At 59.6% G+C, this 255-nt stretch carries 1 protein-coding gene; it reads left to right on the top strand.

Going from position 1 to position 255, the window contains the following annotated elements:
- Positions 1-255, top strand: a 255-nt coding sequence (locus tag PZA18_RS24755) for a hypothetical protein (RefSeq protein WP_284103538.1), incomplete at both ends; no start/stop codon positions are given.

The following is a 255-nucleotide window of genomic DNA, read 5'->3' as shown; positions in this document are numbered from 1 at the left end:
GCGGTGCCGGCGTGTACAGCTATGGGGCCGGTACCCTGCTGAGCACGGCTAATCCGAACCTGACCGCCGCCATCAATGGGGCAATCATCGTCAATAATGGGGCGGGCGTTAATCTGACCCCCGCCGGGCAGAATGCGGTGGTCGCTTTGGTGTCTCACGGACCGAATCTATTCGGCGGTTACATCTACCATGCGTCAGGCCAGCGTTTCACTTTGACGGGTGCCGGTACCCGGGAGGTAGAAAACACGGATAACA

The sequence above is a fragment of the Parachitinimonas caeni genome (assembly GCF_030129945.1).
GTDB classification, from domain to species: Bacteria; Pseudomonadota; Gammaproteobacteria; order Burkholderiales; family Chitinimonadaceae; genus Parachitinimonas; species Parachitinimonas caeni.
Note: the sequence above shows the minus strand (reverse complement) of the source record. Positions and strands in the feature narration are given on the sequence as shown.